Origin of the sequence: Bacillus sp. NP157 (assembly GCA_018889975.1) — a bacterium.
Classification (GTDB): Bacteria; Pseudomonadota; Gammaproteobacteria; order Xanthomonadales; family Rhodanobacteraceae; genus Luteibacter.
In genome coordinates this window covers 1,903,926-1,927,087 of sequence record CP076546.1, presented here as the reverse complement: position 1 = coordinate 1,927,087, position 23,162 = coordinate 1,903,926, and the positions used below count along the sequence as shown (strand labels likewise).

18 protein-coding genes are annotated in these 23,162 nt (G+C 62.9%); 9 read left to right on the top strand and 9 right to left on the bottom strand.

The window, feature by feature from the left end; genetic code table 11:
- Positions 1 to 37 precede the first annotated feature (37 nt).
- Both KPL74_08625 and KPL74_08620 read left to right on the top strand, forming a co-directional pair.
- Positions 38 to 3,208, top strand: coding sequence for an efflux RND transporter permease subunit (locus tag KPL74_08625; GenBank protein QWT22057.1), 3,171 nt, complete (start codon positions 38 to 40; stop codon positions 3,206 to 3,208).
- 26 nt (positions 3,209 to 3,234) lie between these two features.
- Positions 3,235 to 4,689 (top strand): TolC family protein, encoded by a 1,455-nt coding sequence (locus KPL74_08620; protein ID QWT22056.1) that lies wholly within the window; start codon positions 3,235 to 3,237, stop codon positions 4,687 to 4,689.
- 342 nt (positions 4,690 to 5,031) lie between these two features.
- Here KPL74_08620 and KPL74_08615 read toward each other — a convergent pair whose 3' ends face one another.
- Entirely contained in the window at positions 5,032 to 5,547 is a 516-nt protein-coding gene (locus KPL74_08615; GenBank protein QWT22055.1) for a nuclear transport factor 2 family protein, read from the bottom strand.
- A 308-nt stretch (positions 5,548 to 5,855) separates the two neighbouring features.
- On the opposite strand from KPL74_08615, the gene KPL74_08610 reads away from it, so the two are divergent.
- The gene (locus KPL74_08610; GenBank protein ID QWT22054.1) at positions 5,856 to 7,724 is read left to right on the top strand and encodes a cytochrome c/FTR1 family iron permease; all 1,869 of its coding nucleotides are present in this window, start codon (positions 5,856 to 5,858) and stop codon (positions 7,722 to 7,724) included.
- Between the two features lie 163 nt (positions 7,725 to 7,887).
- On the opposite strand, the gene KPL74_08605 is transcribed toward KPL74_08610, so the two are convergent.
- Positions 7,888 to 8,880 (bottom strand): zinc-dependent alcohol dehydrogenase family protein, encoded by a 993-nt coding sequence (locus KPL74_08605; protein ID QWT22053.1) that lies wholly within the window; start codon positions 8,878 to 8,880, stop codon positions 7,888 to 7,890.
- A 215-nt stretch (positions 8,881 to 9,095) separates the two neighbouring features.
- Here KPL74_08605 and KPL74_08600 point away from each other — a divergent pair, with 215 nt between their 5' ends.
- Positions 9,096 to 9,392, top strand: coding sequence for a helix-turn-helix transcriptional regulator (locus tag KPL74_08600; protein ID QWT22052.1), 297 nt, complete (start codon positions 9,096 to 9,098; stop codon positions 9,390 to 9,392).
- 1,346 nt (positions 9,393 to 10,738) lie between these two features.
- Here the strand turns inward: KPL74_08600 and KPL74_08595 are convergent.
- A complete protein-coding gene (locus tag KPL74_08595) occupies positions 10,739 to 11,503 on the bottom strand; it encodes an alpha/beta hydrolase (GenBank protein QWT22051.1) in 765 nt (254 codons plus the stop codon).
- Positions 11,504 to 12,770: 1,267 nt separating this feature from the next.
- The gene (locus KPL74_08590; GenBank protein QWT22050.1) at positions 12,771 to 13,178 is read right to left on the bottom strand and encodes a DUF2188 domain-containing protein; all 408 of its coding nucleotides are present in this window, start codon (positions 13,176 to 13,178) and stop codon (positions 12,771 to 12,773) included.
- On the opposite strand from KPL74_08590, the gene KPL74_08585 reads away from it, so the two are divergent.
- Complete coding sequence (locus tag KPL74_08585; GenBank protein QWT22049.1) at positions 13,177 to 13,401, top strand: hypothetical protein; 225 nt, start codon at positions 13,177 to 13,179, stop codon at positions 13,399 to 13,401. The genes KPL74_08590 and KPL74_08585 overlap by 2 nt on opposite strands.
- 555 nt (positions 13,402 to 13,956) lie before the next feature.
- Positions 13,957 to 14,682 (top strand): hypothetical protein, encoded by a 726-nt coding sequence (locus KPL74_08580; protein QWT22048.1) that lies wholly within the window; start codon positions 13,957 to 13,959, stop codon positions 14,680 to 14,682.
- A 131-nt stretch (positions 14,683 to 14,813) separates the two neighbouring features.
- Here the strand turns inward: KPL74_08580 and KPL74_08575 are convergent, their stop codons facing one another.
- Positions 14,814 to 15,191 (bottom strand): hypothetical protein, encoded by a 378-nt coding sequence (locus KPL74_08575; GenBank protein QWT22047.1) that lies wholly within the window; start codon positions 15,189 to 15,191, stop codon positions 14,814 to 14,816.
- A 1,934-nt stretch (positions 15,192 to 17,125) separates the two neighbouring features.
- The gene (locus KPL74_08570; protein QWT22046.1) at positions 17,126 to 18,664 is read right to left on the bottom strand and encodes a cryptochrome/photolyase family protein; all 1,539 of its coding nucleotides are present in this window, start codon (positions 18,662 to 18,664) and stop codon (positions 17,126 to 17,128) included.
- A gap of 192 nt (positions 18,665 to 18,856) precedes the next feature.
- Between KPL74_08570 and KPL74_08565 the strand changes: the two genes are divergently transcribed.
- Positions 18,857 to 19,327 carry a hypothetical protein gene (locus KPL74_08565; GenBank protein ID QWT22045.1) on the top strand — a complete coding sequence of 157 codons (471 nt, stop codon included), beginning with the start codon at positions 18,857 to 18,859 and terminating at the stop codon, positions 19,325 to 19,327.
- A gap of 416 nt (positions 19,328 to 19,743) precedes the next feature.
- Here the strand turns inward: KPL74_08565 and KPL74_08560 are convergent, their stop codons facing one another.
- Positions 19,744 to 20,025, bottom strand: a complete 282-nt coding sequence (locus KPL74_08560) for a hypothetical protein (protein ID QWT22044.1) — start codon at positions 20,023 to 20,025, stop codon at positions 19,744 to 19,746.
- An 815-nt stretch (positions 20,026 to 20,840) separates the two neighbouring features.
- Here KPL74_08560 and KPL74_08555 point away from each other — a divergent pair.
- On the top strand, positions 20,841 to 21,140 hold the full coding sequence (locus tag KPL74_08555) for a hypothetical protein (protein ID QWT22043.1): 300 nt from the start codon (positions 20,841 to 20,843) through the stop codon (positions 21,138 to 21,140).
- 546 nt (positions 21,141 to 21,686) lie between these two features.
- Here the strand turns inward: KPL74_08555 and KPL74_08550 are convergent.
- On the bottom strand, positions 21,687 to 21,944 hold the full coding sequence (locus KPL74_08550) for a hypothetical protein (GenBank protein ID QWT22042.1): 258 nt from the start codon (positions 21,942 to 21,944) through the stop codon (positions 21,687 to 21,689).
- 523 nt (positions 21,945 to 22,467) lie between these two features.
- Here KPL74_08550 and KPL74_08545 point away from each other — a divergent pair.
- Positions 22,468 to 22,725 carry a hypothetical protein gene (locus KPL74_08545; protein QWT22041.1) on the top strand — a complete coding sequence of 86 codons (258 nt, stop codon included), beginning with the start codon at positions 22,468 to 22,470 and terminating at the stop codon, positions 22,723 to 22,725.
- A 107-nt stretch (positions 22,726 to 22,832) separates the two neighbouring features.
- Here KPL74_08545 and KPL74_08540 read toward each other — a convergent pair whose 3' ends face one another.
- Positions 22,833 to 23,069, bottom strand: a complete 237-nt coding sequence (locus KPL74_08540; protein QWT22040.1) for a hypothetical protein — start codon at positions 23,067 to 23,069, stop codon at positions 22,833 to 22,835.
- Between the last annotated feature and the right edge of the window lie 93 nt (positions 23,070 to 23,162).

The following is a 23,162-nucleotide window of genomic DNA, read 5'->3' as shown; positions in this document are numbered from 1 at the left end:
CAGCCCACCGGCGCCCCCGTCTTCGAGGATCCTCTCCATGCGCCTCTCGCGCTTTTTCATCACACGCCCAATTTTTGCAGGCGTGCTTGCCGTCGTCATTACTATCGTTGGCGCAATCTCATATTTCCGGCTTCCCGTTTCGCAATATCCGGACATCATTCCGCCGCAGGTCGTCGTTTCGGCCCAGTTTCCCGGAGCGACCGCTGAGACGGTCGCAGAGACCGTTGCTGCTCCCATCGAGCAGGAAATCAACGGTGTGGACAACATGCTCTACATGGCCAGCCAATCGACTGGTGACGGCAAGGTTGCCATCACAGTCACGTTCAAGGTCGGTACGAACCTGGATGCCGCCCAGATGCTTGTCCAAAATCGGGTTGCGACCGCCACACCCCGCCTCCCCGAGGAAGTCCAACGGCTCGGGGTGACGACCCGCAAGACAGCGCCGAGCGCCCTGATGGCGGTGAATCTCGTCTCACCCGATGGCACGTTCGACCAGAGCTACATCTCGAACTACGCGCTCACACAGGTACGCGACCGCTTGAGCCGTATCGCGGGCGTCGGCGACGCCATCATTTTTGGCAGTCGCGAATTCGCCATGCGGATCTGGATAGACCCCGGCCGCGCTGCGTCCCTCAATCTTACGGCGGGCGAAATCGTTGCAGCGCTTCGGGCACAGAACGTGCAGGTCGCGTCCGGTGCAGTTGGCGAGCCACCGATGTCGGGGAGCAACGCGTTTCAGCTGAGTGTGCGCACGCTTGGTCGCCTCAAGGAGCCGGATCAGTTTGCGGACATTGTCATCCGCACAGATGCGGACGGACGCCAGGTCCGAGTTCGCGATGTGGCCAGGGTGGAGCTTGGGGCATCTGATTACAGCACCAACGCCTATCTGTCGGGAAAACCGTCCGTGATGATTGGCATTTTCCAGCGCCCAGGTTCCAATGCGCTTGAAACCGGCCAGGCGGTCGAGCGCGAGATGAACGATGCGCTGAAGACGTTCCCGCACGGCCTCGAATACAGGATCATGTGGAACTCGACCAAGTTCATCGAGCAGTCGACTGATGCGGTCATGCATACCTTGTTCGAGGCTGCCGCCCTCGTCGTGCTCGTTATCTTCGTCTTTCTGCAGAACTGGCGCGCGGCAGTCATTCCCATTGTTGCGATTCCTGTTTCCCTGGTCGGTACGTTCGTCCTGCTGGCGGTCAGCGGATACAGCCTCAACAGCCTGTCACTTTTCGGCTTGGTTCTGGCGATCGGGATTGTGGTCGACGACGCGATCGTCGTAGTCGAGAACGTCGAGAGAAATCTCGCCCTTGGCTTCTCGCCAGCTGACGCAGCGCGCAAGTCGATGGATGAGGTCTCGGCCGCACTTGTGGCCATCGTGCTTGTCCTCTGCGCGGTCTTCGTTCCAACGTTCTTCCTCGAAGGCCTTTCTGGCGCGTTCTACCGTCAGTTCGCCCTTACCATCTCTGGGGCGACCGTCATCTCGCTCGTCCTGTCGCTGACCCTGTCGCCGGCTCTTGCGGCCTTTCTGCTCCGGCCACACGGTCCAAAGGCGACGAGCAATCCGGTCATCGCCAGACTTCACAGTGCCGGCGACGCATTCAATCTCCGCTTCGACGCTTTTGCGGCGGGCTATGGAAGGATGACAACGCGCCTCGTCGCGCGGCCGAAAGCGATGATGTGTTCATATATCGCGCTCATCGTCGCTACCGTAGGTCTGTTTTACATCACGCCATCGGGCTTCATTCCAGCGCAGGACCAGAGTTACCTCATTACAATCATCCAGCTCCCACCCGGCGCTTCGCTGGCGCGAACCGATGCGGTCGTTCAGGAAGTTTCAAAGCGCATTCTTGGCATCGAGGGTGTCCGTGGCACCATCATGCTTCCGGGATGGGACGCCGCCTCCAATACCAATGCACCAAATTCGGCAACAGCATTCATTCCGCTCAAGCCGTTTGCCGAACGCTCCCGCCATGCAAGCGACATTCTTGCCGAGGCGCGTCAAAAGACAGCTGGCATAACAGACGCGCGCGTGCTGGTGATTCCGCCGCCACTCATTGACGGTATCGGATCGGCGGGCGGGTACCGCATGATGGTGCAGGACAGGGCGGGGGGCGACTACCGCGCACTCGGAAAAAAGGCTGACGCGCTTATCGGGAAGGCCAATGCGACGACAGGGTTGGCTCAGGTTTTTACCTTCTTCAATACGATGACTCCGCGTGTCTTTGCTGACATCGATCGTCGAAAGGCAGACATGCTTGGCGTTCCCCCCGGACGCATCTTCGAGACACTTCAGGTGTACCTCGGCTCCGCGTACGTCAATGACTTCAATCTCCTGGGTCGCACATTCCACGTCACGGCTCAGGCTGACCAAGCATATCGGAGCTCCCGCGACGATATCGCAAATCTCAAGACGCGATCAGACGGTGGCGCCATGGTTCCAATTGGTGCGGTGGCCACCCTCAAGGACGAGACGGGCCCGTTTCGTGTCGTCCGCTACAACCTCTTCCCCGCAGTCGAGGTTGATGGTGATACGGCACCAGGCTACTCAAGTGGATATTCAATGGCCACAATGGAAAAGCTCGCGGCAGAAAACCTTGGAACGGGGTACGGCTTTGAATGGACGGGCATCGCGTATCAGCAAAAGATGGCTGGTAACACCGCAGGCCTCGTCTTCCTGCTGGCCGTCGTCTTCGTGTTTCTCGTTCTTGCTGCCCAGTACGAAAGCCTGACGCTTCCGTTGTCCATCATCCTCATCGTACCGATGTGTCTCTTCGCGGCGATGATCGGCGTCAACCTCCGCGGCATGGATAACAACGTCCTGACCCAGATTGGTCTCGTCGTGCTCATTGCCCTCGCTGCAAAGAACGCCATCCTTGTCATCGAGTTCGCCCGCCAGGCAGAGCAACAGGACGGCCTCAGCCCTGCGGCGGCGGCGGCCCGCGCGGCCCAGATGCGCCTGCGCCCGATTCTGATGACAAGCTTTGCGTTCATCCTGGGCGCCGTCCCGTTGTTGGTCGCAACCGGAGCGGGCGCCGAGCTCCGCCAAGCTCTCGGTACCGCGGTTTTCTTCGGCATGGCGGGCGTGACCGGCTTCGGTCTTCTGTATACGCCCACGTTCTACGTCGTGTGCCGTGCTCTCGACCTGCGCCTCGAACGCCGCCGCGTCGCCCGGACATCATCGTCCACGCTTTTGACTTCGGATTGAGACCCATGCGGATTTGCACGCTCACTGTGTCACTGCTCACCCTCGCACTCGCTGCTTGTGCGAGCGGCCCGGATTACAAGGCGCCACCCCTTCCCGCGGCGGCTGGCCGGCCTTTTTCTACCGTGGCTGCCGGGGCAACGACTGGAAATGTGCCGACCAATGACCGTTGGTGGATGATGTATGACGATCCCGTGCTCGACAGGCTGATCGAGGATGCGCTTCTCGCCAACACGGACATTCGCGTGGCGATCGCGCGGCTTGACCGGGCGCGCGCCGGTCTCCGCGAAGCGCAGGGTGCCCGTCTCCCGACCACCGACCTTGGCGTAAGCACGAACCGCCAGCGACTGTCTGCAGTGCAGGCGATGCCCGGCTATCCGCGCGACAACACGTACGTGGACGCCGGGCTTAGCGTTGCTTATGAGGTCGACCTTTTTGGCAGGGTACGCCGTGACGTGGAGGCGGCAAAGGGGGACTACGGCGCGGCGGAGGCTGATTTGGATGCGGTGCGGGTGACGGTTGTGGCCGATACAACGAGGGCTTATGTCGATGCTGCGAGTGCTGCCGAGCGCCTCGGCGTGGCGGAGCATATCGTTGCTCTGCTCGATCGCACCCTCGGTGTCACGCGCGCGCGCCGGGAAGCCGGCCTGACGGGAGCGCTTGATGTGGTGCGAATCGCTTCATTGAGGGACCAGCGCAGCGCGGATATTCCGACGATTGCCGCAGAACGCCAGGCGGCGCTCTTCCGGCTCGCGGTCCTGACGGGCCGTGCGCCAACCGAGCTGCCAGCTGAGGCAGGGGCGAGGGTGAAAGCGCCAACCATCGCTGAGCCCATCCCGACGGGCGACGGGCTCGCACTTCTCAAGCGCCGCCCTGACGTTCGTGCCGCCGAACGGCGTCTGGCTGCCGCGACCGCACGAATCGGCGTGGCCACGGCAGAGCTCTATCCCAAAGTGTCCATCGGGGCTTCAGTCGGTTCGACGGCATACGGCTTTGGCGATTATTTTGGGCAGGGTCCACTGCGCTGGATGCTCGGACCCATGTTGTCATGGTCGTTTCCCAACCAGGAGCATGTCCGCGCGCAAATCGACCGAGCAAATGCCGGCACGCGTGAGGCTCTCGCCAGCTTCGACGGCACAGTCCTTCAGGCGCTCGGCGAGACCGAGACCGCGCTGTCAAGTTACTCCCGAGCGCTCGAACGCCGGACGGCTTTGACTACCGCGCGTGACGCGGCCGAGCGTGCCGTCAACATCGTGCGGGCCCGCCAGCGGGAGGGGCAGGTGGACAGTCTCTCATTGCTCGATGCTGAGCGGACGTTCGCCGATGCACAGTCGGACCTGGCCACCTCTGCCGGGAGCGTAGCCGATGCCCAGGTTGACCTTTTCAGGGCACTCGGTGGTGGATGGACGTCGCCATCGGAAGGTAGGGAACCGGGCCACGGGAGGGCTGGGGTTGACCTCTCGCTCCGGGGACAGGCGAGATAATCGCCATTGTACTGAGGTGCTCGGTCCGTCGCGTTAGGCCCTCCCTTATCGATGTAGTGCCTAGGTCGGGCAAGTACGCAGCTAAGCGAGCGTACTTCCACCGATCAGCTGTGCTGGCCTGACACCGTCTTGCTGCGATTTGGTCATCAACCGCGTTTGTTACGCACACTGGGTCGTTCACTCAGGGCGTTTGACGATCAATCGGTCGTCCCGGGGAAGCTCGTCTACGCGGTTACCCCCGCAAGGAGTGCGTCTGTCTGTCGCCTTTCCTGAGGGGCAGTGAGACGTGCGCATACCAAGGTCTGGCTTTGCGCAGGCATAGGCAGCGCCAGGGGGAATACGTCAATCCGCCAACCAACGAACATCAGGACGGGCAAATGTGCCGGCCAAGGAAAACGGATCGAAACCGGACGCACGACGCACTTCAACGAGTGGGTCGACCCGAGTCCTAGCAAGCCGCATCAACGAGATGCGCCAGGTCCCGTCCAGGCGTTGGTACTGCTCTTCGTAAAATCCGTAGCCGCGAAATCCGGTCGCCTCGGGGTGCTGAAAAAGATCAGTCGGCTTCGTGAACTCGACCCAATGCGTCATGGCCCAGATGCCCTTGGCGGTTCCGTCTGGGCGAATGACAATCTCGGGCGTGTGGCAGTGATGCACGGTCAGACTGCCCGACAGACGAGCAGACAGTTGATCAACAAAGTCGGATGCAGACGTGGGGTCCTCAACAATCTTGAATCCCTCGAATCGGGCGTTTGGGGTGAATAGGAGCGTGAGTTCGTCCCACTGTTTGCAATCGATCAGACGACAATATGCGGCCTTCAATTTCTTGAGTTCTTCGACGTTGACCAAGCGCTGCATGTCCTCTGCGTTCACGGCGCACCTCTCAAGTTCGCGTAGTGCTTGCAAGGTAACGCCGTTTTTCCTGAAAGAGCGGTCGCAAATACCTCGATTCAGGACAAGGCCTTTGTTTCGGGAGGCATGGGGCGTCAAGCTCGCCCGGGTGCGCGACATTTTGTCCGTGAGCTCAGCCGGACGGAAACGTCGACGCTATACTGCGATTTTGATGCAAATGAGTCGCAGTTATGGCGCGTCGGTCTGGTCTGACATGGTCCCTTGTCGCACTCATGGTCCTCGCAACGCCCGTGCTCGCCGGCCCGGGAGCGGCAATGACGGAATCAAACAAGGATGCGGAGACGGCGTGGCGGCTTCTCGATTACATTGCCGTCGACTACCGCGGCGCGGTTGGTCACGGGCAGGTCATCAGCCAGAGTGAATACGCTGAGCAGCGCGAGTTCGCCGCAACGGTCGCGGAACGAATTGCAAAGCTCCCTCCAGGTGCGGCGAAGCCCGCGTTGTCGAGCGCCGCAGTCGACCTCCAGCGCGCGGTCGCGACGAAAGCCGATAGCGCGGTCGTCACCATCAAGGCGCGGGCTCTGGCCGACTCCCTTTTGGTGAGCTACCCGATTGCGCTGGCACCGAATGCCGCGCCCAGTTTCGAACGGGGAAAGGCCCTTTACGGGCAGACCTGCGCCGTGTGTCATGGCCCTTCGGGCGACGGGCATGGCGTGGCGGCCGCGTCGCTGTCGACGCCCCCCATCGCGTTCACCGACATCATCAGGGCCCGTCAACGAAGTCTCTTTTCGCTGCACCAGATCATCACCCGGGGTGTTGAAGGCACGCCGATGCCGAGCTTCGCCTCGCTGCCCGACGACGACCGCTGGGCGTTGGCGTTTTATGTCGGCCACTTTGCGTTCAATGATGCCACCGCCGCGAGTGGGAAGGTGTTGTGGACGGGTAAGCCGTCATTGGCGTCTGAGGTCCCCGACCTCAGGGCATTGACCGCCGTGACGCCTGCAACGCTCGAAGCAAAGCTGGGACGCGAACAGGCGGACGCGGTACTCGCCTATCTTCGCCGGCATCCCGAGGTTTTGACGCGGACGGCGTCGGGTGACACGGCTCTGGCATTGTCGCGGAAGCGCCTGGTGGACAGTGTCACGGCATACCGGGCGGGGGATTTTGAAGGAAGTGCGCACCTTGCCCTGTCTGCCTATCTCGACGGCTTCGAGCCCGTCGAGCCGACATTGGGCGCACGGAGTCCGCGCTTGCTCGAGCGCGTTGAGCGAGGGATGGGTGAGTTCCGCGGCTCCATCCAGCGCAGGGAGCCGGTCGAACGCGTCGCGGAGCGCGCCAGAGCCCTCGACGCGTTGCTCGACGAGTCGGAGACGGCCCTGGCGTCAGAGGAGTCATCCGGGTTGTCGACGTTCCTTGGCGCCGCGACCATCCTGCTCCGCGAGGGACTCGAGGCTCTCCTCATCGTCGTGGCCATGATCGCATTCCTGCGCAAGGCCGGTCATGCCAGGGTGCTGCCTTACGTGCATGCCGGCTGGGGCTGCGCGCTCGTTGCCGGCGTCGCGACGTGGGCCGTGGCGACTTGGGTCATCGGTATCAGCGGCGCAAGCCGGGAGCTGACCGAGGGATATGGTTCGCTGTTCGCGTCACTTGTCTTGCTGTCGGTCGGCATCTGGATGCACGGAAAAGCGCAGGCAGGACAATGGCAACGCTATATCCGCGAAAAGATGTCACAGGCACTCTCCGGGCGTTCCGCCTGGTTTCTCTTCACGCTTGCGTTCGTGGTTGTCTATCGCGAGGTGTTCGAAACCATCCTCTTTTACACCGCACTTTGGACGCAGGGACATGGCGGTGCAATGCTCGGTGGCGCAGCCAGCGCTTCCGGCGTTCTGGCTGTTGTCGCGTGGCTGATGCTCCGGTACAGCCGAGCCCTGCCCATCGGAAGCTTCTTCCGTTACAGCTCGTGGCTCATGGCGCTGCTTACGCTGGTCCTGGCTGGCAAGGGCGTTTCGGCGCTCCAGGAGGCTGGCGTCATCGGTATCCTGCCCGTATCCGGCCCCCGCATCGTGATCCTTGGCGTGTTCCCGACCGCCGAAACCCTGCTTTCGCAAGCACTGGTTCTGCTCGCACTCGTGGCAGGCTTTTGGTGGAACCGCAGGAAGACCGATCGTCGGCCGGCCGCCTGAAATGGCATCCCGGACGTCCGCGTCGCCGGAGCCTTCGCCAATGCGAGAGCCGACGAGCCCGCTTGCACGACCGAGACAGGATCGTGCGTTTGCCCGCTGCTCGCGGCCCGCCGCGGAAGCCGCATCACCGGATGCATGCCTTCCGGCGGCCGGACATCGTCTGTTATCGAACGTCGATGACCAGCTTGCCAACCAGCTTTCCGGATGCTTGGACGGCGTGCGCAGCCATGGCTTGGGACAGGTCGAATGTGCGCGGATCCAGGATTGGCATCAACGCGTCCGCGTCGACCATGCGCGTGGCCTCTGCAAGAATGGCGCCCTGATGCGAGCGTTGCTTTCCGCTCAGCATGGGCAAGATCACAAAGACACCAGAGAGGGTCATGCATCGGAACGATCCGGGCGCGAGCGTGTACTGCCCGAATGCGCAGCAGCTCACGATATGACCATGGGGCTTTATGGCGAGCATCGACTGATCGAGGACGCTGCCGCCGACGGTGTCGTAGACAACGTCAAAGCCCACGCCGCCCGTATGCCTGGCGACGAAGTCGGCCACCTTCTCGGTGTTGTAGTTGATGAAGGTGGCGCCGAGCGTCTCGACCAGGTCGCGCTTGCCTTCGGAGGCTGTTGCGAACACCCTTGCGCCCCTGGCGCGGGCTATCTGGACGGCCATATGCCCAACGCCGCCAGCTCCGCCTTGAACCAGCACAGTCTGACCAGGCTGCACGGCGGCTGCATCCACCAGTCCTTCCCAGGCCGTCAGAAATACCAGCGGGATTGCGGCAGCTTGCCGCATGCTCAGTTTTGAGGGCTTGATGGCCAGAAAATCGGCGTCAACGACCTGATACTCGGCTAAGGAACCTTGCAGCCCGCGCACCCCGCCGGTCATGCCGTACACTTCGTCACCGACCTTGAATGCGGACACACCCTCGCCAACGTCCGCGACGACGCCAGCCATGTCACATCCGAGCACCGCCGGCAGTTCCGGCATGGCGTAGGGCGCAGTACCTTTCCGGATGCTCAGGTCGACGGGATTGACACCGCTGGCGACCACTCGGACGAGCACCTCGCCGACACCGGGAACGGGGCGGGTAATCTGTGTATCGGTGAGTGTGCCGTCTTCGTAACTGTTCAACAGGAGCGCGCGCATGGTCGTCATCAGGGTACTCACGATTATGGTTGACCCCCTCGGGGGCACTGCCCATTATGTGAACCGCGGATTCCAGTGCACCAGTAGGCACTTTTTTGTGGAGTAGGCACATTTTGGTGACCACAACCCCTTCCTCGGTCAGGCATCCGCCTCAGCCTCTCGTCGTCTCTGAAGACTGTCCGCCGCGTCGCATCCACGCGCTCCTCGGGCCGAAATGGACGTCGATGGCCATCTACGTGTTGTCCTTCGGTCCGATGCGTACCGGGCAGCTCCAGCGTGCAATGCCTGGCGTGTCCAAGAAGATGCTTACCCAGACACTCAGGGAGCTCGAACGCGATGGAGTGATTGTCCGCAACGTGCACCAGGTTGTTCCGCCCGTGGTCGAATACTCGCTTACCGGGCTGGGTCTGCGGTTTGCGGAGCCGCTCCTGCAGTTTTATGAATGGGCCGAGCGCAACGCCGAGGTTCTCGATGCCATCGAGGCGAACCGTAACAAACAAGACACGAACAGCGGCGGATAGCGTGGGCTGGCGGTTGGGCTCCGCCGCACAAAAAAGCCGCCCCGAAGGGCGGCTTGTTCGACGCGACAGACGTTGTCCGGAAGGATGGCCGTCAACGTCACCATGCTCTGCCACGGGGGCTGGAAGCGTGGCCTTACATGCCGCGTCTGGTTTGACCCTACCCTGGATGGCGAGAACGTCAAGGGGGCTGGGTGAAATGATTTTGCTGGCTTGACAGATATAACCCAAAAGATAGGATCGCGGGACACATCCCGGTACACCCCGAAATGCCCGTAGGCGTTGGCGGAGAGTGCATCAGGCGGATCCCACTCCCTCCGCCAAGCCAAATATCTCTCCGATTCATCAGTCACTTACACGTGCCCCGATAGAAAGCGCTTGGTCAATCCGGTTGGTCAACTCCAACCATGTATCTCCCGCATCACCTGCTTCGCCATGCGTTCGGCTCAGTTGTGGGCTCGGACCGCGCGCATCACGGCATGGACTTTCTGCGCGGTTGGCTACGCACCGGTCTTCCTTGGGCGATCGTAGCAGAGCCTTCAGTCTAGCCTGGAATAGGGCAGCGCATAGGGCGACACGGGACGACCTTCGAAATCTTTGCGGCAGGTTGATCAGAGCAAGGTGCGCGTCTTATGTGTTGTGCCAACACGCCGCGTCGATCAAGGGCAACCTTCGGTCCTTACAAAAGTTGGTTCAACTTTTTGCCGGACCAACCGATGGCATGGTCCAAGCACATTTCATCGATTGGAGGTTCCATGTCATCCCGTTCCCGCTCCAAAAACCGTCGAAGAACTCGACCGCGCCGTCCTCGAGCGTTCGCTCCCGCCGGGTCGCGCCAGCGGCAAGGTCGCGCGCCTTTAGCCGGACGGGACAGGGTGCGTGTTGTGTGTTTGATTGGAGGGCAATGTCTTGCCACTTGACGGAAGGTCTGACATGCCGGGCTTGGGTCAGCCCTGACCTTTCCGCTGCTCACTCAAGCCAAACCTTGAAGGCGCCGTCGTCAAGCCGGGCGATTTCCTCGTCGACCTCATGGACACGGTCACCCGGGCAGACGAAGTTGGCATCACCGCAACCCGAACCTGCATCCGATCGGGGCCAATGCCGCCCAGGCCGACGCCGGCCGAAGTCTCCTGCAGCGGGACTGCTCCCCTGACGATAGCGCCGTTGATACTCAACGGGTTTAAGGAAATCAGCTCGACACTCAAACGGTACGCCGTCTTGGCTCTTGGCGGGAGCGTTGATGCTCGTCAGATGGTCCTCCTGACGTGGACACACAAGCGCCGCGATGTCGGCCGGCGACGATGGTTCGATGGCTTTCGAAGCAGCGGCGGCACGGAGGGATGCGGACGCTACGGGTCCATCAGGTGGTTGATGGTCGGAAGCCTGTTGCAAATCCCTGCCACACACGCTGCAAACCGTGAGGGTTCTTCGAGGACCATCATGTGACCGGCGCCCTCGATGTCAAAGACGCCCCGGCTCAACGTTTCAATTTGACGCGACGTGCCAAGTCCGCGTGGCGAATTAGCGCCCCGGATGAGATAGGTTGGGATGTTTGTCATCACGTCGCGCACGATGCGCTCGTAGGCCGGGTGGACGGTTTCGACGAGTACCGCCCGGGCCATCGCATGAATGACGGACGCCGGCTGGTGCAATAGCCATTCGCGCATCCGGTCCATCTGGTGTCGCGTTGGAACGACCCGGTCGCTTGCAAAAAACGCCTCAGGATGTGCCCGGGCATTTTCGAGCCACAACGCCACTTGCTCGGGTGTCATCGGCGCAATGCGGGAAGACAGTGAGGCGTCAGCGGGCGAGAGATTCCCTTCTGCGCTGATGATGGCCGCGACCCGCTCAGGGTGCGTGTGGGCAAGGCGAACACATATGGCCGCGCCGCCGGAGTGTCCGACGAGGACGACCGGCTGGTCGCCAATGTCTCGCGAGAGTGTTCCTTGGAGGTGACTTGCCTGCCGAGAGACAGTCAACGCCGGGGAACGGTGCTCCGTCGACGCCCCATAGCCGATGAGATCAGGCGCAAGGACAGGGCCGGCGATGCCCTCCCGGAGCTCGGGAAATCGCAGGTGCCCGATGAAACCGTGCACATAGACGACAGGTGGCATGGACATTCCTCCTGAAGACCTTAGCGGCACCGCCGTAGCGGACTTGAGGCGGGAAGGCGCGGCTGTCCATTCTTGCCCAGCCGTAATCGTCCTCGTCTCCGGCTCCGGGCAATCGGGGTTGTCAAAGACGACCGTCGGTGGAACAGCGGCTTTCGGCAGGACAGTGACCGTTCGGCCTTTCCCCGGGCACTTTTCCTGGGTGCCCTTGATGTCGCGACCGGAGACATCCGCCGGGTGCCGACGAGCTACTGCAGGAGTGACTGGCTGCGGTCACTTCCGCTCTGGCAGAGGTCCCGGGCCTGGCTGGTCGGATCCGGTGCGTCCCCCCGGGCGGTCTTCGCCCGGACGATGACGCGAGGGGCGTTGCTCCGGCGCGTCCGGGGACGGCGGCACATTGTGCGGGGCGGTAGGGTCGCCGATGGGGCCGTCGGGTGTGTCTCGCTTGCTGGTCATGTCATGTCCTCAGCGTCCGGGAAAAACCGTAGCGCCCGGAACGTGATGGCAACGCGACCCTGTCTTGCAGCAATCTGGCGTGGAGCGGCTCGGCCGCCCCATTCCGGACAATGACGGGGATGGCCCATGGTCTGGACACATCAAAAGCAAGGCCGCCAGGCTATGCCCCCAGACATCACCCTTATGATACTCAGCGCTTGCCGGGATCCACGCTGGGGAGGCCATCATCCATGCCTCTACCCGATCCGCCCTGGTCGCGTCGGGCTGTGGTTCTTCATATGCGTCGAATTGAACCTGTCGTGCGTCAAACGGCTCGAGGATGATGAGGACGGACAATGGAGGCGGCATCCCAGCCGGGATGCCGACCTGGGCCAACGCATGAGGTCAAACCCGTCGATTGTACGGGGCGCCTTTCCGTAAGGACCGCGCGCACTGCTGGACACGATTGCGGGAAACCGCTCGCGGAGCGCTCCGCCCCAGCCACGTCTGGGAAGGCCTATGCGGGCAGGCCGAAGACCCCGCTGACGGATCTGTAAGAGGCTGGGCAACGCACCGTGACCATCCCAAAGCGGTGGCCGACGGGCTAGAGTCGCTCCACTGCTGTACAATCGTACGATGACAAGGCCCTACAGCTGCGCATATGCCATCACCGTTCTCCCGACTGGCGGATACCACGGACGATTCGAGGTGTTTGACCAAAGGGGAAGGGTCGTTGCCGCTGGCGAGGACGATGGTGTCCACCGGACCCAGCAACTTGCCTGGTCACGGGTGTTGTTCCTGGCCGGTGCCGCGCTGGCAGACCTGGGCGCGCCGGTCAAACGGGTGCTTTGAGCTCGGGCGTAAACAGCCGCCACTTCCCGTCGGCCCCTTCGATGCTCAGATACGCTCCTCCGTTGACATGGTCGAGTCGCGCCGCGAGCTTCGCGGCAAAGCAGACGGCTGCGTGGCGTGCGGAAAATGTGTGGCACTGGCCGTCCGGATGGGACACATGCCAGGTCTCGCTTGGCGGGCTGAGCGGGATGTCGAAGACGAGCATGGCATGTGGGTGCGGTAAGGTTGGCCGACTATGCCCGTCTGGCGGGGCAGGTGCGTCAAGAAGGCCCACACCATTGTGAAGAATGGCATTCGCCAGGTGACCAGAACTTTTGGAGCGCGCCGTGCGGGTGACGTGGAAGAAAAGGATTTGGGCCAGCGCCTTGGCCGCCTGGGGTGTCGGAATCATGATGCTTGAACCTGGCCGTCGCCATGCATTGGCCATGGGAGCGTTCCTCCTCAGCGCCTGGCTTGAGGCCTTCGTACCTAGGCCGCCGCTGTTCCAGCCGCTGCGAAAGACCGTCCAGGGCTTTCGGGACGGCACCTACCCGTCCCCGAACGCCCGGGACACGCTCGTTGCCATGGGGAGCCTCGGCCTGATGGTGGCGGCCATCGTCGTCCCGGACGCATGACCGCACACTGGCGTCGGGCAGCAGTGGCGGGTCGCAAGGCGACAGCCGACCGGAAAGGTCCGGTTCGCATCTTTCCACTTCGGGATCACGCGGCGCTGTTCATGATTTCCGTTTGCCGTCCAAGGCCCGCGCGTGCACTCTTCCCCGTACTCCGTTGATGTCGACGTTCAGCTGGTTCCCGGGCGTGGTTATTCCGCCTCATACTCGATTTCCGGGCACGACGGTGGGCTTCTCCACAGGCGGGTTCTCACCCGTCGGTTCGCCGTCTACAGCGAAGCACTTGCGAGCGCGCTTGAGGCAGGGCAGTCCGCCGTGGAGGCGTTTGAGGACATGGAACGTATCCGGCAGGACCAGTTACCGGGCCGGGGGGCGAAGGACGCCGCTTCGGTGGCGTGATTGCGCTGCTGCTTGCCAGCGCAGTCTCCGCCGGTGGTACGCAATTGGCACGACCGCCTGCGTGCTCCCAACGTCCATCATGGTCCGCAGGGGGCGGTCGAGGCAGGTTTGCGCGACTGCCCATCGAATGAAAGGTCATCCACGCCAGGGCAAAATGCGATGAAAAGCAACGCGGCTTACGGATACCCAAGCGCTCCACTTCTCATCGCGCTCGTCGGCGCCGATGGGGCCGGAAAGTCCACCGTGGCCAAGCACCTCGTCCGCTGGCTCGGCCAGTTTGGCCCCGCAGAGCAAGTGCATCTTGGCAAGCAGGCGGGGAATATGGGGCGCGCGCTTGCAGGGGCTCCGGTCATTGGCGGATTGGTGGGACGCTTCTTGCGCAAGAAGTCCGATGGGGTCAAAGGGCGGATCAAGGCGCACCGGCAGCCGACGCTTGTGCCAGCGTTGATAATCACGGCGTTTTCGCTCCGTCGCCTACGCCGATTTCGCCGCATGCTGTCGATGCGGCGCCGTGGCACGGCCATCGTGACTGACCGCTTCCCGCAGATTGGCACTCCCAACGCGTTCGACGGACCGGGATTTCCGTTCGATGCTCAAGGGTCATGGGTCGTCACTCAGCTCGCCCGATTCGAGCACGCGGCATTCCAGCGAATGGTGCGTCACACACCCGACCTCGTCGTGCGACTGCATGTCAGTCTCGATGTTGCCGTGGCACGAAAACCTGACCACCGTCGCGAAGCGCTCGCCAGAAAGATTGCGATTCTTCCCGGTTTGGCCTTTGGCCTCGCTAAAGTCGTGGAAATCGACGCCGACGCGCCCCTTCCCGATGTACTTGCCGCGGTCGAGCGAGCAGCGGGAGAACTGATGATGTCCAGAGCGGTCTGAGGCCGTCCGTCCCGCTGCGAAAGCGCCGCCAAAGTGTCGCCAGCCCGTCGCCTAGGTTGGGCGGGAGACGGCGAGGCCCGCGCACAGTCAGACAGCGCACAAGAAAGATGGTATTCCCGCGGCGTTGTCGGTCAGCTCTGGCGCGGATTGTTCCGCGTGGGGCTCAGGGATTCGAGTGCCTCAATGAGCTGGCGCACACTCGCCGGTTTTGCCAGAAACGGCGCTCGACGGAGGGCATCCGGGATATTGTCGGGGTTTCCGTCGGAGACAAGGACAAAGGGGATTCCATGTCGCACAAGGGCGTGCCCGACGGGGTAGGCGTCTGCGCTGTTCTGGGGCACGTCAAGCAGGGCGAGATCCGGGGCGTCGCCTGCCAGCGCTGTGAGCGCCGTGTCCGCGGTGGCAAACGGCCCGATGACCGTCGCGCGCATGTTCTCGAGCACGAAGGTCCACAGGATGGCGGTTTCGGGGTCGTCCTCAACGACGAGGACACGACAACCAGTGAGCATAGGGTGCCTGCAGGCGTTGGAAGTGGCAAATGAGCGTACTTGCGTCGCGCGCATAGACATCCAGGACACAATAGTGACGATGGCCTAAATGCCATGTGAAGGTCTGCCACCCGTCGGTGGAGCACCGGACCTACGAAGCGGCCTGCTATCGGGGATTGTTCGACCTTTCCCGGACCGCGCTGCCCAGCCCGAACTTGGCCGTTGCGGTATCGGCATCGACGAAGCGGGCGTCGCCTTGCTTTGATGTGACGCCGGGGCCGGATTGCTGGGGCGTCGATGGAAGGACGTGGCCGGAGGCGCCCGCACACCATTGCGGGCGCGCCTTCGACCGCACGGGCAGAGCAACAGGCCAACCTCGTTCGCCCGTCCTCTGATGAAGGCTGACAGGTGGTGTTGGTCCCACAAAATGCCCATGTCGGCCGACGGGCATTACATCCAAAGGGGCATGATGAACGTTCGCACGCGTGCCCAGGATGCTTGCCGAGGTCTGTTTGCATTGGCTCTCCCGGGGCGCGTCTTGCCAGCCCAGGGTACAGCGGCCGTTGCTGCGCGGACTCCATCGTCGTTGAGGTGTGCGACCACGAGACGGGAATGGCCGAAGAGGCCCAGGCAAGGCTGTTCGAGCTTTTTCAAAGACCAAGGCCGAAGGAAGAAGCAGCCGTGTCGGGATGGCGCAGGCAACAGGGCTCATGCGTCAGGCCGGAAGAGCGGTGGAGCTTGGGTCGACCGTCGCGAAAGGCATCGAGGTCTGCTTGCTGTTCCCCGGGGCGGGCCGTCCGACGACAGCCTGACCTTGCTTCCGGTCCGCCGGGCAGCGCCAGCCAGCCCGGCGGTAAGATAACCCGATGCGCGTCGGCTCGCCGGACGGCCGCTCACCGTACCAGGTCAGCTGGTATGGACGTCTTGCGGCGAACCGCAATTGCACGCAACATCACGCCGGACAAGGCATCTCGGACGATCATGGTATGCAAGAGCCCCTGCAGCTCGGTTCGCACTGGGCGCTCGTCGCATGCAGTACCTCTGTGGGCGCGGGAGGACTGTGGATAGGAGCGTGGGCGCTTTATCGGGAACGCGACACCGCCGTCAGGGTCGGCGTGCCGGAGCGCAGCTTGTCTCTGGTGTCGGGGGGGACGCGGGCGTTTTCGTCTGAAGACGATGCGCGCGCCCAGGCGCTTGAAGATGCTGCGCGTACGGAGACTGTCCTGAGCGGGACCTACCGGTCCGTCCTGCCTCCTTGAGCGCGGAGCGGATGACGATGAGTGGGACGGTCAATCGCCTTCGCGCCAGCATTGCAGGGAGGCGCAAGGCGGTTGCGCTGGCATTGGAGCAATCGGCCGGCAAAAATGTGGCTTCATGCCGGGGCAACCAGGCGCCACAGCGACTCGCCGGCTCACGCACGGCCCTCCGCGTTGCACCCGTCCAACAGCTGGTCGCGACGCCTGATGCGGGCGCCCGGGTGTGTCGTGCACCGCTATGCCACCCTGGTTGGAGCGGCCACTGGTTGCAGCTTCCCTTGTAATTGGGAACTTGCGGGCATCTCAACGGGTCTACGTGACCCCGTCTCCTGCGCCGGTGGTAGTCGATGCGGCACAGACACCGGGCTGACTTGGTCCATACAGTATCCGCGCCAGATTCAGCGTCAAAACGGGGAAGGAGGCGGGCACATGAACGCCGGGATTGATGGGAAAGAGGGCCATCCCGGGACATCGGCATCGGCGACTGCCCGGGTCTCGAACTCTGGGGTCTGGTTCTTGGCGCCCCCGTGTCGGCGGTGCGCCGCGCTGTGTCGAAGGTAGGCATTGAGGCAAGAGCTGTGCAGGCGGAGATTGACGCGAATCCCGACGACTACAGGTGATGGCCAACTGGCGCACGGTCAGGGCTTGGCTCCGGGAGTGCCAGGTGTCGATTTGTCCCTTACCGTCGGCGCCCGCCAATCAGGAACTGGAGCGGGCCGCCATTTGCGATTTGATGAGACGGGCCCGTTTCCGAATCATTTCCAGCCGCCCCTCGGGCAAACGCTCGAGCGATCGCCATTGCATGGCGGCGCGGGGGTGGTTCTGGAAACGGCCGCGATGCCGGTCCAGAAAGTCCCAGTACAAAGTGGTAAACGGGCACGCGCGCTCGCCCGTCGCATCCCCGGGGTCGAGACGACACCCGCGGCAATAATCGCTCATCCGCTCGATGTACCGCCCTGAAGCCGCGTAGGGTTTCGATACCATTCGCCCACCATCCGAGAACTGGCTCATCGCCATGGTGTTGGGGGCCTCGACCCATTCCACAGCGTCAGCATAGACCGCCAGATACCACTCGTGCACCTCGTATGGGGACACGCCGAGGAGCAGCGCAAAGTTGCCAGTGACCATCAGCCGCTGGATGTGGTGCGCATAACCCGTGCGCAGCGTCTGCCCGATGACCTCCCTCATGCATGCCATCTCCGTTTCGCCCGTCCAGTAAAAGGCGGGCAATGGCTCATGCGCGCCGAGTGCATTGGACCGAAGCAGCCGTTCCGGGTCCAGCCAGTACACGCCTCGCACGTACTCGCGCCACCCCAGAATCTGGCGGATGAAGCCTTCGGCCGACGACAGCGCCACCTCGCCGCCCTTGTACCGGGCAAGCACCGCGAGGATGACTTCTCTCGGCGAAATGAGCCGAAGGTTCAGGCTGGACGACAGGTGCGCGTGGTAAAGCAGAGGCTCTCCCGTCCACATCGCATCTTGCCAGCGACCAAAACCCGCAAGCCGATGGTCCAGGAAGTCCGCCAACGCGACCAGAGCATCGGCGCGCGTCACTGGCCGATTGAATCGGGCAAGGTCACCCGGGTGGTCAGCCAGGGCGTTATTGACATCGCACATGACGCTTCGGGTCACGGCGTCAGGCGGGAACGACCTGGCCGCCGGGACCCACCCCGGACCCTCCCGGCCGAAGGACCGCCGGTTTTCACTGTCGAAGTTCCACCGCCCGCCGACGGGTGTACGGCCATCCATCAGCACGTAATGGCGTTGGCGCATCCACCGGTAGAACGATTCCAGGCGCAGGTACGACTTGCCTCGCGCCCACGCCCGAAAGTCTTCGACCGCACACAGGAAGTGGCGATCGGGACGCTCGACGTATTCGACACCGTGGCAGAGCGCGACGGCCTTGAACGCTTCCCGGAGGCGATGATCCCCGGGTCGGACGATGATAACCCGCTTTGGGCGGCTCAGCGCCAATTCCAATCCGAGAAGGGCCGCGAGGTCATCGGGCCCCTCGTCGGTCAGCCTCGTGTAGCGAAGCGGATGGGTCGGTGGTAGGGAGGCCGCGAAATGGCGCATTCCTGCCAAAAACAGCACGCTGCGTTGCTTGGACGACCAGACATGCTTGGACTCGCCCCGTCGCTCGGCCATCCAGACCATGTCCGTCGATGGGTCGAAATCATCGAGAGCGTGAGAGTCAGGATTGAGCTGGTCACCAAGGATTACAACGAGGTGGCGCATGGGCGGCCCTCGGAAAACGACCGGCAGTTGAGCAAGGGGCGCGTCAAGCGCGGGCGAAGGCCTGGTCCGTCCCGGTCGGAAGATCTGCCTTATTTTTGGCGTGAGAGTTCGATGCGCGCGCTCAACCCAACCGTGTCCGCATGGGGTCAAGAGTGTCTGGGCAGATCGCCGCCGAAATGGCTCCCATGCGCGATGCCCGACCGCGTGAGCGGAAAGGGCGGAGTCAAGACGAACTGCGTTTTGCCGCCCGTGCGGGTACCCGAAGAAAGCGTAGGATTCAAAGCGCGCAAGGAGCAAAGTGCGACCACCGACAACCCGCAACGGCATGGCGCGTGCGACCATTGTCCCGGCCTTTGTGAGGAGGTGATGGTCTTGGTGAAACGGCACGAGTCGGGGAAGGCCAAACCGGGTGTCGTCGGCGCGATACCCGATCTGGTGCAGCTCAACCGGCGGGCAAACCTCCGGGCAATACTCGGTGAATTGCTTGCGGAGGGCGTGGTCACGACGAGGGCAGCTGCGCAGGTTCTGCAAGTCGACCCGAGGGATCTCGACGGCATGCTCAAAGGAGACGACATCCCGGATGCGTTCGCCCGGGACGTCGAATGGGTCATGCACCGGCGGGCGGGGTGGATGGACGAAGACGAGCGGGAGCGCGATGTCTGACCGCAAACGAAAATGGAGCGGAGTGGCAGCAATGATGTGCGAATCAACAATTTTAACGTTCCGCCACTGGACGCTGCGGCAGACCTTCGACGCGTCGAACCGAAGGTGGCATTCCTCGACCCCGCGCCAGGCGCGAGCTGGAGGGATGCTTTCCAGGAGATGCTCAAAGCGCCGACCCACGATTAAACACGCCGCTCCGACGTTCCAGGGCAGGGGAATTGTTGTCCCACCGATCGCCGAGTAGGCCGCCGAGGCATGTGTCCTGCTCCGCCGGTCCGTGATGGATATCAACAGAGAATACCGGCTCAGCGGAACACCGCGCCCCGCCAACGCGGCCGACCGTGAAAGGCATCACGCCGACCTGCTTGCAATTGCTCCATTCACAGACGCGAAAACTGGCGTCGGCGGTTGGACGATTACCGCAAGACAGAGCGGGGGCTGAGCGCTTTCGCCAGCGCGAGAACGGCCACCCCATATCCCGGCTTTGGCACTTCGCCCGGCTCACCAAGGGCCATGAGCACATCGTGGGCCGCGGCAGCCACCGAGACCAGGCCCCACATGCCGGCGTTGACCGAAACGAGGTGGGCGCGAAAGCGGGCTTCGTCCAGATCGTCCTCCAGCACTGAGTGACCGACCGCGACGGCATCGACGGTCAGGCATTTGAGCCGCAGCAGACCATTATTCGTGGGTTGCGCCATGACCCGAGCATACGCCAGCCATCTTCTGGGCAGGCAACTGCTGACTTCGGGGACGACGGTTCTGTGGCGCCGGTCACACCATAGGCCGGCCGGGCCCAGGTCCGCGGGCTGTTCGGCACGGCATGCGCCGCAGCTCAGTCGCTCGATGCAATGACCCAGGTGATCGGCATGTGTTGCTGCTCACAGCCTGTCTGGCAGATGTAAAACCCATGCCTCGCTACGAAACGGACCGCGGTCCCATCGTCAAGCTCGAGGCGGATTACCGCGTCAGCATTCGCGCTTCGATGCCCAGGATGGTCCTGGTCGGCAGTGCGGACCTGACGCTTCGCCTCTCCTGAGCCCCAGGACCAGGAGATGACGCCGGTCTGGCCTTCGATTTTGAGGTCGGCCGGTGATGCAGGAGGCTGGCTGACGAGATGGAGGGGGCGCTCGCGGGAGCACGCACCCAGCGACATGAGTCCGATCGCCAGCGCCATCTTCTGTAAACACCCCATGCCCGCATCCTCGTCGACAGTCTTCCATTATCGGCCGCAGCAGACAGGGCTTGAGACCACAGGCGACGCGCGGCAATCCGGACAGGCGCCTGTTGCGGTCGGTCCGGAAGGGATGCCGGGATGCCGGCCGGACCTCCGGCTCGGCTCGCCGGCGCAAGCGCGATTCCGGTTTTGGACGCGGGATGGTGGATAAAACGCCAGCTCGTGAACCCAACAGCGGATTTCCTGAACCGCCGCCACGCACCAGCTTCAAGTGTGACCGGTTGCCGCCGTTAGTATTCATGGGTTGAGGAAATGGCAAGCGCGGTAGCGAGGCGAAAAATGCTCGGCAAAGTGATTTGGTTTCACCCGGAACTGTGTGTGGCGCTGATTGAGAGAAGTGGTGGTTTTACCGTAGGAACAGTCGAGCGCGGTAACCTCGGGCTGGGCGCATTGGTCCATGGCAATTTGCGGGAGCCGGGGAAGACCCTGCTACGCGTCGACCCGGACGGAGCGGAGGTCGCCTTCCTTGTCGAAGCCGAGGCCCTGTCGGAAGAGGAGGCAAATGAGCTCCTTGGCTTTGTCCGAGACGCCTCGTCGGGGGCCGCCGAAGCGGAGCACGGCAAAAACCTCGCTGACTAAGTTGTCCTGGCAACGGATGGCCAGCGGTCATGAAGCGTCGCACACGCTTGCAGGACACGGGCGACCCGCCGCGAAGGACGTCCACATTCTCACTCCTCCGTGCTTCCAAGGCGCACCGACTTTCCGTGTGAGACGTCCAGCCAACCGGCATCGAGTTGCAGCGTCCATTCGAGTTCCCTCGCCACGTCATCAGGCATCGGGAAACCGCCGATCAAGTTTCGGAGCGCGCCCGCCGGAAGAGCCAGTCGCTCGGCTTGTCCGCGCAATGTCTGGCAGCCCTCGCGTTCCAGCGCGCCCAGCAGGGTCGACAGGTTGCTGCGTCGAAGCGCAGGGAGTTCCCGCGCTGACACGGCGACGGCAGGGCAAGTGTGTCCGGGGACGGCGGGCATCGGCGCCTCGACAACGAGTGAAGCCCACACCATGCGCCGGCGGTGGGCGACGGGGCGTGAAGCGCACCGCCAACGAGTCGCACTTCGGGCAAGAATACGCTGGCGGCGGCTACGGAACCGGCCTTGGCTGCCTAGGCATTGGCCTCCATCTGCCGGTTCAGACAATGGGCGTCGAAAGCTGCTCGATGGCGGCAACGAGGGTAATCAGTGCCGCATGCAGCCGTCCGACCGTTCCTGCCTTGGTGGTGCAAAGACATCGCAGGGCATTTCGGGCAGCAGAGCTGACTTCGCCACAGCCCATTGCATCGGCCGTATGCTCAATTTGCTGGACCCGGTACAGCGCTTCTTCAAGATCGCCCGAGTCGATGCAGCGATGGAGGATGCCGACATCGTCTAAGAGACGCTGTGTTCCCATGGGTCCTCTCCCGGTGACGTGGCCCCAAGGTGCAGTCTAGGCGCGCTCGGACATGCAGGTGTGAAGGTGCCGACGATTTGACGCGGCGCGCGACATGCCGCGTCTCCGACCGGCACTCGGAACTCACCCCTGCCGGTCTCATCTTTCGGTGGGATGGTTGCCGCTCGACGATGGTTGCCGGGTGGCCTGAATATCGACGGGGGAAGTGAGGTCCCACACAGACAACGAGCGGCCAAGGTCCACGGACCCCTGTTCCCTCTTGCCGACAGCGGTGCTGGACGGTTTTCGCTTGGAATCCACCGACGCCGAGTCCGCCGCGTCGCATCCGGGTCGCACAGTCCACAAGACGTTGGGATGTGAGGCCGGCCGCAACGGCGGGATGTAGCTGTTCCGTCCTCATTTGTCCGTCGTCTCATCGCTGGAAAATGCGACGCGGGCCCTTTTGCGTCAGCCGCACGACAGTTGCACGGCACCTGTCGCTGACGTAGCGTGAGGTGTCACCGGCAGACCAGGGCCTCCACCCGTGACGTTTGATTCCGAACCAGACTTGCAGCCGCTGAGAAGGGCGAACTTGCGGTACCTCATGGCCGAGTTGGGCCACGATGGTATTGTGGCGTGGGCGACGCTCGGTCGCATCCTTGGCATCGTTTCGGGTAGCCAATTGGTCGGCCTGCTCGCCAACGGGCTCATCAACGACAGGCAAGCGAGAGAAATCGAGTGGGCGATGCAGCGGCCCAGTGGATGGCTGGATCGAATCCCGAGCTGTGCACTGGACAATTAAAGCGGTTGCGCCATCTCACTGACTGTTGAAGGTCGCGACGCAGCACATGTCGGCGCATCTCAATCCCTGCGCTCTCTGAAACCAAAGCGGTGTCGGGCCCGGTTGGCCTACGGCGCGAAGGCATCCTTGGCTGGGGTCGCTCCATCATCGGCGGCGTACTGAAGCGCATGTCGTCCCAGCGCCGTGATGCGCCACCATCCATCCGGATCCTCAGACACCAGGGCCAGTGCGTACAGATGCAGGCAGCACCCGCGATCGAGTGATCGGGTGGCAAGAAACGAGGTGTCATCGAGCTGACGAAGTGTCATGAGATCGGCAGGAGGCAATAGGTATCGCTGGCGCATGGCTTTGTCCTGATTTCCCCCATCCCATCACGGCATGCCCGTGGCGGATAGGGTCATTTCCGGCAAATCACATGGTGTGACGGGAGACATTGC

Excerpts from the sequence above, each read along its gene's own strand:
- KPL74_08540 (QWT22040.1), bottom strand. The coding sequence starts at position 23,069 with ATGCGCCAGCGATACCTATTGCCTCCTGCCGATCTCATGACACTTCGT.
- KPL74_08625 (QWT22057.1), top strand. The coding sequence starts at position 38 with ATGCGCCTCTCGCGCTTTTTCATCACACGCCCAATTTTTGCAGGCGTG.
- KPL74_08565 (QWT22045.1), top strand. The coding sequence starts at position 18,857 with ATGCCCGACCGCGTGAGCGGAAAGGGCGGAGTCAAGACGAACTGCGTT.
- KPL74_08600 (QWT22052.1), top strand. The coding sequence starts at position 9,096 with ATGGCCATCTACGTGTTGTCCTTCGGTCCGATGCGTACCGGGCAGCTC.
- KPL74_08575 (QWT22047.1), bottom strand. The coding sequence starts at position 15,191 with ATGCTCACTGGTTGTCGTGTCCTCGTCGTTGAGGACGACCCCGAAACC.
- KPL74_08580 (QWT22048.1), top strand. The coding sequence starts at position 13,957 with ATGAAAAGCAACGCGGCTTACGGATACCCAAGCGCTCCACTTCTCATC.
- KPL74_08560 (QWT22044.1), bottom strand. The coding sequence starts at position 20,025 with ATGGCGCAACCCACGAATAATGGTCTGCTGCGGCTCAAATGCCTGACC.
- KPL74_08585 (QWT22049.1), top strand. The coding sequence starts at position 13,177 with ATGATGCTTGAACCTGGCCGTCGCCATGCATTGGCCATGGGAGCGTTC.
- KPL74_08555 (QWT22043.1), top strand. The coding sequence starts at position 20,841 with ATGCTCGGCAAAGTGATTTGGTTTCACCCGGAACTGTGTGTGGCGCTG.
- KPL74_08605 (QWT22053.1), bottom strand. The coding sequence starts at position 8,880 with ATGACGACCATGCGCGCGCTCCTGTTGAACAGTTACGAAGACGGCACA.
- KPL74_08570 (QWT22046.1), bottom strand. The coding sequence starts at position 18,664 with ATGCGCCACCTCGTTGTAATCCTTGGTGACCAGCTCAATCCTGACTCT.
- KPL74_08590 (QWT22050.1), bottom strand. The coding sequence starts at position 13,178 with ATGATTCCGACACCCCAGGCGGCCAAGGCGCTGGCCCAAATCCTTTTC.
- KPL74_08610 (QWT22054.1), top strand. The coding sequence starts at position 5,856 with ATGACGGAATCAAACAAGGATGCGGAGACGGCGTGGCGGCTTCTCGAT.
- KPL74_08615 (QWT22055.1), bottom strand. The coding sequence starts at position 5,547 with ATGCAGCGCTTGGTCAACGTCGAAGAACTCAAGAAATTGAAGGCCGCA.
- KPL74_08550 (QWT22042.1), bottom strand. The coding sequence starts at position 21,944 with ATGGGAACACAGCGTCTCTTAGACGATGTCGGCATCCTCCATCGCTGC.
- KPL74_08595 (QWT22051.1), bottom strand. The coding sequence starts at position 11,503 with ATGCCACCTGTCGTCTATGTGCACGGTTTCATCGGGCACCTGCGATTT.